The sequence below is a fragment of the Crossiella sp. S99.2 genome, assembly GCF_023094165.1.
Classification (GTDB): Bacteria; Actinomycetota; Actinomycetes; order Mycobacteriales; family Pseudonocardiaceae; genus Crossiella.
The window spans coordinates 675,291-691,061 of the sequence record NZ_JALMDK010000006.1 but is presented as its reverse complement, the minus strand read 5'-3'; the positions used below and the strand labels follow the sequence as shown (position 1 = coordinate 691,061).

Below are 15,771 nucleotides of genomic sequence, written 5' to 3'. Positions count from 1 at the left end.
TTTCCCGGCCGCGACGTTGTGTTCAGGAGCAACCGGCTCAGGCGTGGCCGGCGTCCTTCTTCGAAGGAAAGATCATCATTGCGCCGGTGATGACCAGTTCGATACCGCCGAGCACGGCGAGCACGACGCCCACCTTGTCCAGCGAGATGATCGGCGTCTCGATCCCCTTGGTGGTGAAGGCCAGAATCAGGCCGACGATGAGCATGAACGCGCCGATGAACAGCGACTTCACGTTTTTCGACATGGAACCTCCCAGTAACGCTGGTGCCGCTCACAGCTCACGCAGCGGGCGGACAAGGAACAGTGACAGCGCGAGCAGAAGATAGCAGCTTCCGATAACCACGAAAGTGTGATGGCTGCCCAGTGTGGCCAACAGCCAGGTGAGCAAGGAGACTGCGATCGGACTCGGCCCTGACACGATAGTGGTAGCGATGCTGGTGACACCGCCGAACATCGGTTTGGGCACCCGCTCCTGCAAAGCCTGCATGTAGAGCAGGTCCACCGGGCTGGTCAGGATCCCGGCGATGGCCATGATGGCCAGCGCGATCGGCACCTCGGTCTGCCAGGCCAGCAGCAGGAGCATGACCGCCATGCCGATGTAGGCGGTCAGGTAGACGCCGCGGCGGGGGAGTTTGGGGCCGAGCACGCCGTAGCCGATGGTGCCTGCCAGCGAGCCGAGGCCGAACGCGCCGACCAGGCCGCCGTACCAGGCCACCGAACCGAGGATCTCATTGGCGTAGGCGGTCAGCCCGATGCTGGCCAGACCGGTGTCCAGGGCGGCGAACACGGTGGTGCTGATGATCAGCACCTTGAGCACCTTGTCGCCCCAGAAGAACTTCATCGCCATGCCGAACCGGCGGCGGTAACTCAGGCCCTCGAACTCGTCCTGCTCGCTCGGCTCATCCCCGGCCGGCACCTGTTCCACCGCGTTGACCAGGAAGAACACCACGATCGTCGCGGCCAGGATCCCGGCGATGGCATCGATGAGCAGGATGGTCGAGCTGCCGAAGAGGCTCACGATCCCGCCGACCAGGATCGGGCTGGACATGGTCGCGATCGCGTTCATCGCGCGCAGCGTGGCGTTGGCCCGTTCCAGCGAGTGGCCGGAACTCTCCGCCAGCGCGGGCAGCAGACCGAAGGTGGCGACCCGGCCCGGTTCGTCGGCCGCGGCGCGCACGAAGCACAGCGCCAGCAGCAGCCACGGCGGTAGCGATCCGGCCAGGTGCAGCACGTACATCAGCACCGTGATGGCCGAGCCGATGGTGATGGAGAAGATCCACGAGACCCGCATGCCGAAGCGGTCGATCACCGGGCCCATGAACAGGCCGGTGCCGATCGAGCTGATCACCGCGACCGTGACGATGATCCCGGTGAAGGCGATGTCATGGGTGCTGTCCAGCACGAACAGCGGCAGCCCTACCCCGCCGATCCCGTTGCCGACCAGGTTGACCCCGAAGGCGAACTGGGCGACCGAGTACTGCCCGGCGCGGCGGTCCTTGCGGAGCCGGTGCCTGCCAGGGGCGGGTTTGCGATGCCTGCCGGACGGCCTGGCCGGCGCTGCGGTCATGGTCCTCTTCCCCCATCCGCCCTGGCGAACCCGGGCGAGGTGCGGAAAGTCCGGTGCAGGCGCCCGCGTCGAGCGCCTGCACCGGACGTCACCTGGATGGCGAACAACCCAGACGGATCCTTCGCCGTACCCGGCTAATTCAGCAGTTGTTGCTGACGGTGCTGCCGGTCATGGTCAGCTCGGCGGCGTTGGTGTCGAGGCCCTGCAGGTCGAGAATAGCCATTGTATTCACCTTTCCTGAAGAATTGCGGGTTTGTGTTCAGGTGTTACGCGTGGAGCTGATTCAGCAGCCGTTGGAGACGGTGCTGCCGGTCATGGTCAGCTCGGCGGCGTTGGTGTCGAGGCCCTGCAGGTCGAGAATAGCCATTGTATTCACCTTTCCTGACGATTCGTTTGTCCTGACGGGTGGTGCATTGTGCATGGACAAGCGGCCACATTCGTCGCCGGGGAAAAGGAACATGTCCACTAAGCCGGGTAGCGCGCGCCCGGCCGGTCTGATCAGCAGTGCATGCTGAAGGAGCTGCCCGTCATGTTCAGTTCGACGGCTCCGGTCTCCATGCCCTGCAAGTCGAGGATTGCCATGGTGGTCACCCTTCCTGGTGGCTGTTACCGCTGGTCTGGTGCGCACTCCCGGGCTGGGCACGGTGGTCTGTGCCGGACAGGAACGGGAGGAAAGCAGTCCCGCCGCGCAGTGCCGAGGTCAAAGCGACCAGCACGCCGGCGTTACCTGTTGCGACATCCATGGACAAGCGGCTACATCCGTCACCGGGAAAAGAGACATGTCCATTGTAGGCGAGTGCGTAGTGGTGCATCCCGTTGAGATGCTCTCTCACCCGCCTGTCACTAATTGTTTCAGACGCGCCCCTGGAAAGTCCAGCGATTACCGCCATCAATCCGGCCCGGCCGTGAAAGAGATTCGAATCGATCACGAACTCGCTCTGGCAGGCCTGGACCAGCCGGGGCAGCGCGGTCAGCAGCCGCTCGTCCGCGATCTCGCGCACCAGCTCGTCCGCGACCAGCGCGATGCCCGCCGAGCCCACCGAGAGGTAGGGCAGCGTGCGGTAGCCGCCGTCCACCTGGAGTGAGCCGTCGTGCGCGTCCACGCACAGGTCCAGGTCCCGATGTGCCGCCCGCACCGCCAGTTCCAGCCACTGACTGTCCTGAGTGGACTGGTAGAGCCGGAGCAGGAACAGCGCCGGACCGGACCAGCCGCGCAGCAGCCCGGCCAACGTGCCGGCCTGTCTCGCCCGGCCCAGCTCGCCCGCCGGCTTGTCCACCCCGTGTGGCTCGCCGCTGGTGATGGCCGCGCCGAGACGTCCGGCGATATCCAGGGCCCGTTTCCGGTGCGCTGCCTCATCATGCCGGTCGGCCAGGTGCAAGAAGTTGAGCCCGGCGCCGGCCAGACCGCTGTGCAGGCTGACATCGCTGATCTGGGTCTCGTCCGCGCGGGCCAGCAGGTCCGCGGCCGAGCCGGTGTGCCCGAGCAGGTCGAGCACGTGCGCGATGCCGTGCGCCCCGTCGTGGAAGCCGATCTTCTCCCGAGGCTTGGCCGCGTCGGCCAGTAGCCAGCGCTCGTGCTCGGGATCGAGGTCGGAACCGGTGCTGTGCAAGGCCCACAGCACGCCGGCCGCGCCGTGCGCGAAGGTCCCGCCGCCGGAGCGGAACTGCTCCAGATCGCCGGGGAAGAGCCGGTCCGCACGATCCGGGGTGGCGCTGGCGCTGATCGCCGCGGCGATCGAGGACAGTGCCTGTGCCCAGTCACCGCCTGCCCGCGCCGGTGAGGTGCGCGGCAACGCCGACACCGTGGTGGTGGGCGCGGGCACCTCGCCGACCACGTCCAGGATGGAGGCGGCGAAGTCCGCGGGCAGCTCGAAGAGCCCGGTGGCGATCTCGATCAGTTCGGCCAGTTTGCCGGGCGCCAGGCCGACCAGCGAGGTCAGCGGCAGGAACAGCCACAGCTTGAGCACGGCCAGCGCGTGCAGGTCGATGTCCGCGCCGGTCTTGTCCCGGCTGGTGAACCCGGCGTGCCCGAAGCGCTGGTTGCGGTTCTCCGCGATCGGGAAAGCGGCCTCGAAGTCGACCAGGCCGAGGACATCTTCGCCGTCCCGCTCGCTGATCATGATGTTGGCCGGGTGCAGGTCGGCGAAGACCATGCCGCGCTCGTGCACCGCGGCCACCAGCTCGGTCACCTGCTCCAGCACCCGCAACGCGCGCGTCACGTACTCCTGGCGCTGTTCCGGGGTGGAGGCCACGCCGATCAGCGGGTAGTGCTGGCCGAACCAGTGCTGCAGGTTGGTGCCCGGCACCAGGTCCATCACCAGGAACCGGTGCTCCCACACCTGAACCACGTCGTGCACCCTGGGCACCCCGGGAACGCCGTCCAGCGCGCGCAGCGCGGCGGCCTCGTTGTCCAGCCGGACGATCGCGTCGGTGTCGTCGGCGGCCAGCCCGGCGTAGGGGCGGGCCTCCTTGAGCACGACTTCGAGCCCGTCGGAGTTGCGGGTCGCCTTGTAGACGCCGCCGCCGTTGGAGAAGTGCATGGCTTCGACGATCCGGTAATCCAGAGTGGCCCCGGTGGCGCCGCGGGCGGCCACGCTCTCGTCCAGCACCTGGGGCAGGCGCACCCAGTCCGGGGTGGTGAACACCGGCCTGCGGTCATCGGGCACCAGCGTGCCGTCCGGGCGCGCGATGGCCAGCACCCGCTCGCCGTCGGGCGCGGTGCAGTAGCGCGCGTCGAAACCGCCGTAGCGCACGTAGAGCGGACCCTGGTTGTACCGCAGGTCGGTGAGGATGTACGGCCCCGGCCTGCCGCCGATCCGGCGGTCCAGCGAGGTGAGGGTGTCGGCCAGTTCGACCTCGTCCCTCGGGTAGATGGTGATCAGCTTGCCGCTGGCCGCGCGCGGGGCGTATTTGAGGTTGAACGCCCGCAGCAACGCGGTGCTGCGCAGGAACTTGAACGGGATCCAGCGGTCCAGGCAGTACTCGGACACGATGGCCACGATCTCCGCGGCGGTCTCCGGGGTGGCCGAGACGTGGATCTTCCAGCCCTGCGCGGGCAGCTGGTCCGCGGGCGGGCGCAGCATCACCCACTCCCCGCGTCCGGAGCGGCGCCAGCCCTGCGGCAGCTCACCCTCGGTCAGCGGGAAGGCGGTCTCGGTCTGCCAGCGGACCGGGTCCTCGAAGAAGACCCGGTCGGCCAGGGAATACAGTTCCACCAACGGTTTCATCAGCCTGCCCTTCCGCTCCGGTGGTCTAGCCCGGTGATCCGGTTCGACCTAGATCCGCCAAACACGGCCTAGTACGGGCGCTCGCGGGCGGCCCGGTCGGCGAAGCTGTGCCAGGCCGCGTCCTGCTGGTTGGCCAGGTACTTGGCCAGCAGCTCCTTGGCCCGCTGCTTCTCCTTGGCCGGCACCAGATCGACCACCGGCATCTGCTCACTCAGCTCCCTGGCGCCCGCCTCGAACTCCTCGCGCAGCAGGGACCAGACCGTGCGGTCGTGGTACTCGCCATCAAGGAAGTGGTAGTCGCGCAGAATCCCCTCAAGCACGAAGCCGCCCTTGGTCAGCAGGCTCATCGTGTGCTTGTTGTAGGAAGCCGTGCTGAACTCCACCCGATGGGCGTTGAGCTGGTGGAACAGGTGGTCGATCAGCAGACCGAGGCCCTCGCCGCCGACCCCGGAGTTCCACCGCACCGGGTCGCCGATGGCCCCGCCGATGGTGTACGCGCCGTGCGCGCCACTACGCCGGTAGTTCACCACCCCGACCCGATCGCCCGCGGCGGTGACCACCATGAAGTAGCGGACCTGGCCGCTCTCGTTGACCGCCTTGATCGCCTCCGGGGTGATCTGCTCGTTCGCGTCGGAGGTGAGTGCGCTGGTCAGCGCCATGGGCCGGAGCCAGTCGGACACGGTGACGTAGTCGTCCCCGGTCAGGCTTTCCAACGTGCATTTGGGTTCGCGCAGCATCGCCGGCCCTTCCAGAGGTCAGGGTCGCTAGATAAAAAAGGACAATTCAGTTAAACATCGGTTGAGCGGTCGGTTACGGGCCAAAGGCAGGGCCCGAAAACACGCACAGAACTCTTACCGAGTCGAAGTCTTACCCCAGTTTTGTTTCGGATGTTGTGCTTAGTGCGCACATCGCCGCAGATGGCCGCCACTGATGCCGCTGCCCGTGCTCAGGGGGGCTCGCGTCGCCGCGCCCTTGTCCACACCTCTGTGCGAAAACCCCAGTACAGACTGCATCTGCCCCGGAAAGTACTAGGAAGAGCTACCCGGGTCAACCGGAAGATTTAGTACCTTGGGACCAGCACAAGTCTGCCGGTACTCATCCTTGGGGGCTACTCCAGGTGATGGGGCAGGTATGAGGGGTGATCGGCCTACATGCTGGCCTCCACCTTATAAAAATACCCGATGAGGGGACTACCGTTGACGGTTGAGCCCCGCTTGAGCCTCAGGTACGGTCAGCCGCATTCGGCCACGTCGCAGGCCAATCGCCATAGCTTTGCCGCTGTTCGCGCTCTACAGAATCTGCACCCCCTGAAGTTTCCTCGCGTATTTATCACCACTTTTGGGGAAGTGGTGTGTGCGAATGAGCTAGGAGGTCGGTTGTGAGCAGGTGGAGCACGTTTCACATGGACGAGGCGAAGCTCGGAGAGCTGCCGTCGTTGCCGGCGGACGCCGTCCTGCGCCACGCGGACCTGGTGATCGGTCGCAAGCCCAAGCCGATCGAGCTGTACCAGCGCTGGGAGCGTCAGCAGTGGTCGGCCGAGGACCTTTCCCTCGGCAAGGACCACGACATGCTGAACCACCCGCTGCTGCCGGAGCACGTGCGGGTGATGCTCAAGGAGGCCATCGCCACCTTCATCATCGGCGAGTACACCGGGCTGGACATGCTGGGCCCGATCCTCATGGGTTGTCCGGATGAGGAGTACGCCCTGTTCCTGGGCACCCAGATCGCCGATGAGACCCGGCACGCCCGCGCGGTGTTCCGGCTCGGCGAGGAGGTGCTGGAGATGAGTGAGAACCCGAGGGCGATGCTGGCCGAGGCCTGGCAGATCGCCACCCCGGCGCACCGCGAGCTGAGCCTGCTGGAGACCTCGATCGTGCGCGACCTGACCAACAGCCCGCCGGACTACGGTCGCTGGCTGCAGGCCTGCACACTGTTCCACCTGATCACCGAGGGTGTGCTGGCGCTGATCGGGCAGCGTGCCCTGGTGCACTCGCTGCGCGACACCAGCATGTTCGACGGCATCAAGGCGGCGTTCACCGCGATGTGCCGGGACGAGTCGCGGCACATCAGCTTCGGGCTGCACGCGCTGCGCACCGGTGTGCAGGAAGGCTATGGCGACTACATCTACGAGGCACTCGAACAGGCCGTGCCGCTGGCGCTGCGGATGGACGAGGAGTTCGAGAGCGGGGACAGCCGCGAGCAGGACAAGATCCGGCAGATGAGCGTGGACATCCTGCGCCGCCACCTGGGCAACATCGGCGCGGACCCCAAATTCGTCGCGCACCTGACCAACCCCTACGACCTGAGCCTGGCCCGGCAATGACCGGCGTCGGCCTCATCGGCCAGACCGGCGTGCGCTCCTTCGAGGAGCTACGCGCACGATGTCGGGTCTTCGCGGAACACCTGCGGGACAACGGATTCGCCCCCGGTGACCGGGTCGCGATCCAAGGGGGCAACTCGATCGGCTACGTGATCGCGTTACTCACCCTGCTGCACTCCGACGCCACCCTGGTCCTACTGGAGGAGGACCAGTCGGCGGAGGAGACCGCGGCCATCCTGCGGCGGGCGCCGGTGCGCTGGCTGCTGCACGACGGATCGGTGGACCTGCCCGCCGACGTGGCCGGGTTCCGGCTGCGACTGTCCGAACTGGAGCGCGAGGCTTCGCCCGCGCCCGCCGGGTTCGAGCTGGACCTGACCCAGTGGTGGCAGCGCTCGCACGCGGTGGAGGTCTGGCCTGCCGGGGCCAAGGAGGGCGTGATCCGGGCCGGGGGCACGGTGCGGTTCGCGGTGCGGCGGGCTCAGCAGCGGGCCGGGTACAAGGACACCGACGTGCTGTTGCCGTTGCTGCCCTTCTCCCACCCGTACGGGCTGGTCCTGTTGCTGCTGTGGTGGTTCAGCCGCAGCAGCGCGGTGGTGCTGCCCGCCGACCGGCTGGACCTGGCGGTGGAGGCGATCACCCGGATGAACGTGACCGTGGTGGACGGGACCCCGGCGGCCAGCCAGGGCCTGTGCCGGTTGCTGGAGCTGCGGCCGGTGCGGGCCGCGACGCTGCGCTCGGTGCGGCGGTGGTGCGTCGAGGGTGTGCCGCTGCGCGAACGACCCGGCCGGAACTCGGCCACCCCGATTACTTCGCTCAACCGCGATGGGAAGGACGACATGCGCGCACTCCCTGCACATGCCGTGAACAGCACTGGCTCGGTTCGATCCCTGGCCAAACCCGAACCCTCCTCGGCCGCCGTGCCGCTGCCCAGCCGGGTGGCCGCGCTGCGGGCGGTGGAGACCTTCCTGGACGAGCGCCGGGACGAGGTGCTGGCGATCCTGTGCGAGGTGTCCAACCACCGCACCGCCGTCGGCGAACTGGAGACCGCGATCCGCACCCTGCGCGGCGCGGAGGCCGAGGTCACCGCGCACCAGCCGCGGCTGATCGGCAGTGCCGCGGTGTTCATGCCGTCCAACATCCCGCTGTACGCCTACGTGCTCTACGTGCTGGTGCCCAGCCTGTACTGCGAGCGGATCACCTTCCGGCCCTCCGCGCACATCCAGTCCCAGCTGACCCGGCTGCACGAGCTGATGGCGTCGGCGCACGGGCTGCCGGTGACCCTGGCGGCCAGCACCCAGCGGCAGTTCACCGCCGGTCCGGTGGCCGACGCCGAACTGGTGCTGTTCACCGGCACCTACGCCAACGCCGAGCGGATCCGCGGCCAGATCAGTGAGCAGCAGCTGTTCCTCTACTTCGGCCAGGGCATCAACCCGGTCGTGGTCGGGCCGGACGCGGACGTGGATCTCGCGGTGGCCGACGCGGTGGACATCCGGCTGATCAACTCCGGCCAGGACTGCTTCGGGCCGGACGTGATGTTCGTGCACTCCTCGGTGCGCGAGCGGTTCCTGGACCTGCTGGGCAAGCGGATCGACGAGCTGGTCTACGGCTCCTACGACGATCCGCGGGCCGACTACGGCAGCATGTACTACGACCAGGCGTTCGGTTTCGCGCTGGAGTACCTGCACCGCAACGCCGGGCACATCGTGCACGGCGGCCAGGTCGAGCTGCGCACGCGGCGGTTGCAGCCCACCGTGCTGTGCCGGGAGCTGACCCGGCGCTCCAGTTACGAGGAGCTGTTCGCGCCGATCTTCAACGTGGTCAGCTACGACGATCTCGACGCCCTGCACGAGACGCTGACCACGCCGTTCTTCGAGGAGCGGGCCATGGGCGCGATGGTCTACGGCAACCTGCCTGCCACCGTCGAGCTGCTGGCCCGGCGGCACGACGTCTACCAGAACACCACCCTGCTGAGCACCGACAACGGCAACGAACCCTTTGGCGGACTGGGCATGCTGGCCAACTACGTGGCCATCGGCGGCAGGCGGATCGCCGAACCGCTGCTGGTGTCCAAGGCGGTGGCCGACCACCTGAAGCCGCCGGCCGGTCTGGCCCGGCGCGCCACCGCCTGATGTCGCGGACCCGGCCGCTGCGGGTCTGCGTCATCGGCGCCGGCCCGCGCGGCACCGGGGTGCTGGATCGCCTGTGCGCCTTGGCCTCCGGGCCGGTGGAGGTGCACGTGGTGGACCCGTACCCGGCGGGGCCGGGGCGGATCTGGCGGCGGGCCCAGCCCAACCTGCTGTGGATGAACTCGCGGGCGGCAGGCGTGACCCCGTTCTCCGGCGCGGACAACGAAGTCCCGTCGCTGTGGGACTGGGCGCGCGCCGCCGGCGGCCACGCGCTCGCCAGGGGAGAACTGGCCGAGGAGGTGGGCCGGACCACCCCGCGGTGGTTCGCCTCCCGGCCCCTGGCGAGCGCGTACTTCTCCTGGGTGTTCCAGCGCGCGGCCGACCGGCTCGGCCAGGTGCGGGTGCACCGGGACCAGGCCGTCGAGCTGGGCGAAACCGCTGCGGGACAACAGGTCCGGCTGGCCAGTGGCCTGGTGCTGACGGTGGACGCGGTGGTGCTGGCCCAGGGCCACCTGGACGCGCGGCCGACCCCGGCCGAGCTGGCCGCCCGCGAGTTCGCGGACCGGCACGGCCTGGGCTACCTGCCGCGCGGGCAGGCGGACGCGGCCGCGCTGGCCGTGGTCCCGGCCGGCGAACCGGTGCTGCTGCGTGGCCTCGGGCTGACCTTCGTGGACACCATGGTGCTGCTCACCGAGGGCCGCGGCGGCAAGTTCCGGCGCACCCTGGACGGTGAGCTGGCCTATGAGCCCTCCGGGCTGGAACCGGTGCTGTACGCCGGTTCCCGCACCGGAGTGCCCTACCACGCCAAACCGGACAGCGCCCTGCTCGCCGGGCAGCCCGAACTGCCCCGGTACTTCCGGCACGACACCGTGCCCGCGGGCCAGCTGAGCTTCCGGGAACAGCTGTGGCCGTTGGTGTGCAAGGACGTCGCCTACGGGCACTACCACGAACTGTTCCTCGGCCACCCGGACCGGGTGCGGCTGCCCTGGGACGAATTCCTGGCCGGGCTGGACGCGTACGACTGGGCTAGCCCGGAACTGGTCGAGCTGATCGAGGCGGCGGTGCCGGATCCGGCCGACCGGGTCGACCCGGACAGCTGGCCGGATCCGCTGGCCGGCCGGTGGTTCCCGGACGCGGCGGAGTTCCAGGACTGGGTGCGCGACTACGTGCGGGCGGATCTGCACCGGCGCGGCGATCCGCGGTGGAGTGCGGAGATCGGCGGGCTGGCCGGGGTGAACATGGCCGTGCTGACCGTGCTGGAGCTGGCCGGGGCCGGCCGGCTGACCGCGGAGTCGATGGTGCGGGAGGTCGAACGCGGGTTCCTGCCGTTGATGAGCTTTCTGACCAGCGGGCCGCCGGGGCGGCGGCTGGCCGAGCTGCTCGCGCTCGCCCAGGCCGGGGTGCTGCGGTTCCTCGGCCCGGAGTCGCGGGTGCGCGCGGACGAGTCGGCCGGGTTGTTCGTGGGCAGCAGTCCGCGGGTGCCGGGGGAGACGCCCGCGCGGTTCCTGATCGAGTCCCGGCTGGCCGAACCCGATCTGGCCGGGACGGCGGATCCGTTGCTGCGCAAGCTGTTCGACCGCGGTGAGTGCGCCGAGGAGGAGCTGGCCGACGAGACCGGGAGCTACCGTACCGGGCGGCTCGCGGTGCGCCCGGCCGACCACCGGCTACTGGCCGCGGACGGCAGCGCGCATCCGGCCCGGTTCGCGGTCGGGCCCGGCGTGGGCGTGGTGCACACGCCGGGCGTGACCCCGGAGATCGAGCCGTTCGGGCAGAACGACCGGGTGGCGCGGGCGGTGCTCAGCCTCGGTTCCTGAGCCGGAAGATCGCGTACCGGCCGACCGAGTAGATCGTGTCGATCACGAACACCGCGCACCAGATCCGGCCGATGTTGAGCAGCAGGTGGCCGCTGGAGTTCCAGTACCACTCGGCCGGGTGCGGGCCGTTGAACAGCGCCTCGTACGGCCAGGAGTACCCGATGACCGCCAGCACCACCTGGGCCACCAGGAAGATCACCGCGTGCCCGGCCCAGGTGTTGAGCGTGGGCGCGCCCGGCTTGGCCGGTGCGGGTTCTGCCTGCTCCGGGGCCTGCGCCACCGGGTCCGCGCTGACCTCGGCCGGAGCAGCCGGGGCCGGTTCGGGGACGGGCACCCGGTCGGACACGCCGATCCGCCGGATCGCGCCGCGCACCAGCACCGCGGCGGTGGCCAGCAGCACGGCCGCGACCACACAGGCGATCTGCCAGCCGCTGCCGGAGTTGTAGAGCAGCCCGGCGCCGAAGGTGCCGATGGTCGCGCCGAGCAGGGTGGCGCTCTCGTAGATCGCCATGCCCCGGCCCAGGCTGCCGCCGGCGGCCTCGGCCACCACGGACTGCTCGACCGGGATGGCCGCGGCGAAGGCGGCCGCGGACAGGATCCACATCCCGGCCAGCACCACCGGGTGCGGGGCGAAGGACAGTCCGACCGCGAACACCGCGCTGAGCAGCAGCGCCACCGTGACCACCCGGGTCCGGCCGAGCCGGGTGACCACGCCGTGCAGGTACTCCGGCAGCGTGCTGTAGACGATGAAACCGGGCAGGAAGACCAGTGCGATCGCGCCGAGTTGCAGGTTGTGCCCGCGCTGCAGGTGCAGCAGCAGGAGCAGCGCCACCCCGGCCTCGGCGATCGCGGTGATCACGATGACGCCGAGCAGCGGGTACATCCGCCCGCCCAGCTCGCGCAGCTTGGGCGAGGCCGGGTCGATCGCGGCCCGGGGCGGGGATTTCAGGGTGAACAGCACCACCGCCGCGGCCACGCAGCCCGCCGCGCACAGCCAGAACACGCCGCGGTAGTCGATCCGGGAGACCAGGCTGACCGCGATCACCATCGCCACCCAGGTGCCCACGCCCTCGGCCGCGAACAGCTTGCTGAACGCGCCGCTGTCGGTGGGCAGGTCCTCGCCCACCTTGGCCCGCAGCGCCACCCAGAACAACGCGCCGCCCGCGCCGCCGACCATGGCCGCGACCAGCGCCAAGGGGAACGAGGCAGCCACCGCGAACAGTGCGAAGGAGGCCGCGTAGCCCAGCGCGCCGAGCGCGGCCAGCTTGGCCCGGTCGAACCGGTCGGCCAGCACCCCGGCCAGCGGTCTGATCAGGAAGGAGACCAGGGTCTCGGCCGCGGTCAGTGTGCCGACCAGCGCCGGGGACAGGCCCAGCGCGGCGCCCGCCCACAGTGGCAGCAGGAAGTCGAGCACCTCGACCGGGCCCTTGGTCAGCGCGGCGGCGAGCTGCTGGGACTTCGAGTGCCGCGTCTCGGTGACGGCCTGTGCCATGTGCGGCCCCTTCCCTATTAGAATACGATCGTATCCGCAAGAGGGCGAACGGGGCAATCGGAGGTGGCGTGCCGAAGATCGTGGACCACGGCCAGCGCAGGCGGGCCATTGCCGAGGCGCTGCTGCGGCTGGTGGCCAGGTCCGGGATTGAGACGGTCAGCGTGCGCACGGTCGCCGCCGAGGCCGGGGTCTCCGCGGGCGCGGTGCAGAAGTACTTCGCCACCAAGGAGGAGATCTTCGAGTTCGCCCTGGACCTCACCGGTGACCGGGTCTCCCGCCGCTGGGACACCCTCACCCCCCAGGGCGACTACCTCGACCTGCTGCACCGTCTGCTGCTGGAAACCCTGCCGCTGGACGCCGAACGCCGCGCCGAGGCGATCATCGTGACCGCCTTCACCGCCCGCGCCGCGATCCGCGCCGACTGGGCGCAACGCCTGCGCGCCAACGACGAGGACATGCGCACCGGCACCGCCATCTTCCTGCGGATCGCCCAGGACGCAGGCCAGGTCCGGCGCGATCTCCCGGTGCCGACCCTGGCCGATCTGGTGCTGGCGCTTAGCGACGGGTTCGGCGTGCGGTTGCTGCACCTGCCCTTGGACACGCCGGAGGCCGCGGAGTTGCTGGCTGGTCTGGGCGTGGCCCTGCGCGAACTGCTGTCGCCGCGCTGACCGGCGATTGTCGTCGCAGCTCGGGGGAGAGGTCCGTGGCGGTTCCGAACTCCACGGCATCATGCCGAGATGGCGATGGTGAGCGCGAAGGGTCGCGGGCCGTGCTTGCGCAGCAGCGCGGGCACCAGCAGCACCAGCGCCTCGGTGCCACGCGCGGTGCCGATGTCGCCCAGGTCCTCGATCCACTCCGGCGGCCAGCCGAGATCGCCGAGCAGTCCGCGTACCAGGTCCTTGGCCGCCGGGTCGTCGCCGGAGAGGAAGGCCGTGGGCGGGGTGGCCAGCAGGCGCGGGTTGGTCATCACGGTGAACAGCATCGTGTTCAGCGTCTTGACCACCCGGGTCTCCGGCAGCGCGTCCTGGAGCACCTCGGCCAGGCTGCCGTTCGGGAAGCACAGTCCGCCGGGCAGCCCGTCGGCGCCGCGCCGGGTGGCGTTGGCGATGTCCACGAGAACCTTGCCGCGCAACACATCCCGCAGTGCGCGCAGCCGTTCCGGCGAGCTGTCGCCCGGGGTGGCGTTGACGACGACCTCGGCGCGTTCGGCTGCCTCCCGCGCGGTGGTGAAGGTCGCCGGCGGTCCGGTCCACCTTTCTGGTGCCGCGGCTGGATCTCTGGTGCCGATGAGCACGGAATGTCCGGCCGCACTCAGCTTGCCGGCCAGATTCGCCGCGACCCGGCCGGAACCGAGGATGGCAATGGTGGTCATGTGATGTCTCCCTGGTGATCGAGGTGGTGGGGTCAGCGGACCGCGGTGAGCACGTCGACCGCGGCCTGGTGCACCGCGGGCGCGCTGGCCAGGAAGTCCGCGGCGCCCGGCCGCCAGGGCCTGCCGTGGGTGTCGGTGACCACGCCACCGGCCTCCCGCGCCAGCAGGGCCCCGGCCAGCAGCCCGGACCGCACATCGCTGTACTGCCAGAACACATCCAGCCGCCCGGCCGCCAGCTGCACCAGCTGCAGGGTCGCGGGCACCGACATCCGCGCGACCAGCGCCGCCCCCAGCATCGCGGTGATCGACTCGCCGATTCGCCGCAGCGTCCCGGCATCCTCACCCGGTCGCGCCTGCCCGGTGCCCACGAACGCCGCGTCCAGACTCGTCTTCGCCGAGGCGTGCAACGGATTTCCGTTGTGCCACGCGCCTTCGCCGCGCAGGGCGGTGTAGAGGTCCCCGGTCAGCGGCAGGTGCACCACGGTGAGCACGGCCTCGTTGTCCCGCACCAGGGTGGCGGTCACCGCCCAGTCGGCGAGCCCGTGCACGTGATTGATGTTGCCCTCCACCGGATCGGTCACCCACCACTCGCCGGCGGGCAACGCGCCCCCGGCCAGCTCATCGGCCACCCAGCCCGCCCCCGGCCGGATCCGGCGCAACGCCGCCCGCAACACTTCCAGTGAGGTGTCGTCGTTGGCGCGCAAGGCATCGAGGATCGTCGTCAGGCTGTCCGGCCGGGCATCGGCGGTGAATCGCTCGCGCACCCGATCGCCGGCGGCCCGCACCGCGGTCACGACAGCCGGCAGCAACTTCTGGTCAGACATGGGTTTCCCATTCCTGGATATCGGATTGGTTCGACAAAACCCACGCTAATTCCAGCGCCACATGTCGTCAAATGCATGCTATTCAGTACTAACATTACCGCCATGCATTTGGACCTGAACCTGCTGACCGCGCTGGACGCCCTGCTGGAGGAGGGCAGCGTGGCCGGCGCCGCGGCCCGCCTGCACCTGACCCAGCCCGCGATGAGCCGTGCCCTGGGCCGGATCCGCCGCGCCATGGGCGATGAGATCCTGGTCCGCACCGGCCGGACCATGACCCCGACCCCACGCGCCCTGGCCGTCCAGGCCCAGGTGCACACCCTGGTCCAACAGGCCCAAACCGTGCTGACCCCCGACCGCACCCTGGACCTGACCACCCTGGACCGCACCTTCACCCTGCGCTGGCACGACGCGGTCACCACCGCCGCCGCCCCCGGCCTGCTGGCCAGGATCAGCGCCCAGGCCCCCGGCGTCCGCCTGAGCCTGCTCCCCGAAGCCGGCGCCGACACCACCGACCTCCGCCACGGCCACGTCGACCTGGAAATCACCGCCGCCACCCCGGAATCCCCGGACCTGGCACACGAAACCATCGCGCACGACCGCCTGGTCGTCCTCATGCGCGAAAACCACCCGGCGGCAACCCGAAACCTCACCCCGGCCCGCTACGCCAAGGCCGCCCACCTCATCGTCTCCCGCCGCGGCCAACTCGCCGACCCAGTAGACGACCTACTGGCCGAACACGGCCTGCACCGCCAGGTGCGAGCCGCCGTCCCCACTACCGCCGCCGCCCTGCAGTGCCTGCGAGACAACGACTTCCTGGTAGTCCTCCCCGAACACATGACCCGCGCCGCCACCCAGGAGTCCGGCCTGCTGACCCGCCCGCTCCCGTTCCCTGCCGCCCCCATCCCAGTGATCATGGCCTGGCACCAGCGCTACACCGGCGACCCCGCACACACCTGGCTACGCACCCAGACCCGCACCACAGTGACGGAACTGTGCGCCGACCCCACCCGCTGACCGCGGTCACCGCTA

14 protein-coding genes are annotated in these 15,771 nt (G+C 69.6%); 5 read left to right on the top strand and 9 right to left on the bottom strand.

The genetic code is table 11. The annotated features are described in order from the left end of the window. Nucleotides 1-37 precede the first annotated feature (37 nt). From MZC64_RS26330 to MZC64_RS26305, 6 genes are all read right to left on the bottom strand, one after another. Nucleotides 38-244 carry a DUF5708 family protein gene (locus MZC64_RS26330; RefSeq protein ID WP_247758951.1) on the bottom strand — a complete coding sequence of 69 codons (207 nt, stop codon included), beginning with the start codon at nucleotides 242-244 and terminating at the stop codon, nucleotides 38-40. A 27-nt stretch (nucleotides 245-271) separates the two neighbouring features. Beyond that, nucleotides 272-1,567: an MFS transporter gene (locus MZC64_RS26325; protein WP_247758952.1), complete on the bottom strand. Its 1,296-nt coding sequence runs from the start codon at nucleotides 1,565-1,567 to the stop codon at nucleotides 272-274. A gap of 139 nt (nucleotides 1,568-1,706) precedes the next feature. Further along, nucleotides 1,707-1,799 carry a SapB/AmfS family lanthipeptide gene (locus MZC64_RS26320; RefSeq protein WP_185001965.1) on the bottom strand — a complete coding sequence of 31 codons (93 nt, stop codon included), beginning with the start codon at nucleotides 1,797-1,799 and terminating at the stop codon, nucleotides 1,707-1,709. A 51-nt stretch (nucleotides 1,800-1,850) separates the two neighbouring features. Beyond that, nucleotides 1,851-1,943, bottom strand: coding sequence for a SapB/AmfS family lanthipeptide (locus tag MZC64_RS26315; RefSeq protein ID WP_185001966.1), 93 nt, complete (start codon nucleotides 1,941-1,943; stop codon nucleotides 1,851-1,853). A 211-nt stretch (nucleotides 1,944-2,154) separates the two neighbouring features. Further along, complete coding sequence (gene lanKC, locus MZC64_RS26310; protein ID WP_247758953.1) at nucleotides 2,155-4,794, bottom strand: class III lanthionine synthetase LanKC; 2,640 nt, start codon at nucleotides 4,792-4,794, stop codon at nucleotides 2,155-2,157. Nucleotides 4,795-4,862: 68 nt separating this feature from the next. After that, complete coding sequence (locus tag MZC64_RS26305; protein WP_247758954.1) at nucleotides 4,863-5,531, bottom strand: GNAT family N-acetyltransferase; 669 nt, start codon at nucleotides 5,529-5,531, stop codon at nucleotides 4,863-4,865. Between the two features lie 665 nt (nucleotides 5,532-6,196). Between MZC64_RS26305 and MZC64_RS26300 the strand changes: the two genes are divergently transcribed. The 3 genes from MZC64_RS26300 to MZC64_RS48020 are packed head-to-tail and all read left to right on the top strand — an operon-like array spanning nucleotide 6,197 to nucleotide 11,054. After that, complete coding sequence (locus MZC64_RS26300; protein WP_247758955.1) at nucleotides 6,197-7,117, top strand: ribonucleotide-diphosphate reductase subunit beta; 921 nt, start codon at nucleotides 6,197-6,199, stop codon at nucleotides 7,115-7,117. Continuing rightward, on the top strand, nucleotides 7,114-9,243 hold the full coding sequence (locus MZC64_RS26295; RefSeq protein ID WP_247758956.1) for an aldehyde dehydrogenase family protein: 2,130 nt from the start codon (nucleotides 7,114-7,116) through the stop codon (nucleotides 9,241-9,243). Before MZC64_RS26300 ends, MZC64_RS26295 begins: the two co-directional genes overlap by 4 nt. Next, the gene (locus tag MZC64_RS48020; protein WP_282105821.1) at nucleotides 9,243-11,054 is read left to right on the top strand and encodes an FAD/NAD(P)-binding protein; all 1,812 of its coding nucleotides are present in this window, start codon (nucleotides 9,243-9,245) and stop codon (nucleotides 11,052-11,054) included. The genes MZC64_RS26295 and MZC64_RS48020 overlap by 1 nt, the downstream gene beginning before the upstream one ends. Here the strand turns inward: MZC64_RS48020 and MZC64_RS26280 are convergent. Beyond that, nucleotides 11,038-12,546, bottom strand: a complete 1,509-nt coding sequence (locus tag MZC64_RS26280) for an MFS transporter (RefSeq protein WP_247758957.1) — start codon at nucleotides 12,544-12,546, stop codon at nucleotides 11,038-11,040. The genes MZC64_RS48020 and MZC64_RS26280 overlap by 17 nt on opposite strands. A 68-nt stretch (nucleotides 12,547-12,614) precedes the next feature. Here MZC64_RS26280 and MZC64_RS26275 point away from each other — a divergent pair, with 68 nt between their 5' ends. Continuing rightward, entirely contained in the window at nucleotides 12,615-13,214 is a 600-nt protein-coding gene (locus MZC64_RS26275) for a TetR/AcrR family transcriptional regulator (protein WP_247758958.1), read from the top strand. A 59-nt stretch (nucleotides 13,215-13,273) separates the two neighbouring features. Here MZC64_RS26275 and MZC64_RS26270 read toward each other — a convergent pair whose 3' ends face one another. After that, complete coding sequence (locus tag MZC64_RS26270) at nucleotides 13,274-13,918, bottom strand: NADPH-dependent F420 reductase (protein WP_247758959.1); 645 nt, start codon at nucleotides 13,916-13,918, stop codon at nucleotides 13,274-13,276. 32 nt (nucleotides 13,919-13,950) lie between these two features. Further along, nucleotides 13,951-14,742 (bottom strand): inositol monophosphatase family protein, encoded by a 792-nt coding sequence (locus MZC64_RS26265; protein ID WP_247758960.1) that lies wholly within the window; start codon nucleotides 14,740-14,742, stop codon nucleotides 13,951-13,953. Nucleotides 14,743-14,844: 102 nt separating this feature from the next. Here MZC64_RS26265 and MZC64_RS26260 point away from each other — a divergent pair, with 102 nt between their 5' ends. Further along, nucleotides 14,845-15,756, top strand: a complete 912-nt coding sequence (locus MZC64_RS26260) for a LysR family transcriptional regulator (RefSeq protein WP_247758961.1) — start codon at nucleotides 14,845-14,847, stop codon at nucleotides 15,754-15,756. The last annotated feature ends 15 nt before the right edge of the window (nucleotides 15,757-15,771 follow it).